At 33.3% G+C, this 267-nt stretch carries 1 pseudogene; it reads right to left on the bottom strand.

Annotation, left to right across the window (positions count from 1 at the left end):
* Positions 1–17: 17 nt before the first annotated feature.
* Positions 18–267: pseudogene (locus VJI93_RS08895) on the bottom strand (DNA topoisomerase); the annotation flags it as partial.

Below are 267 nucleotides of genomic sequence, written 5' to 3'. Positions count from 1 at the left end.
GTAATCAGCTTCTTCTAATAAAGTCTCTGAGCATAATCAAGAGTTTGTTTTGCTGAGTATCCTAAATACTTATTGCACTCTCTTTGAAGTGTTGTCAAATCAAATGGCAAGTCATGTTTTGTAACTTTTTCTTTCTGTATCACATCCGCAATTTCTATTCTATTTTCGAGTAAATTTTTAATCTGTTCTGCCACTTCCAAGCTGTCAATTCTTTCTGTCGAAAGAGTAAAGCCGTCAAGTTCAATTTCTACCGTATAGTATTTTTCT

This window comes from Parvimonas sp. M20 (assembly GCF_035282425.1).
Taxonomy (GTDB): domain Bacteria; phylum Bacillota; class Clostridia; order Tissierellales; family Peptoniphilaceae; genus Parvimonas.
This window is presented reverse-complemented; position numbering and strand designations above follow the sequence as displayed.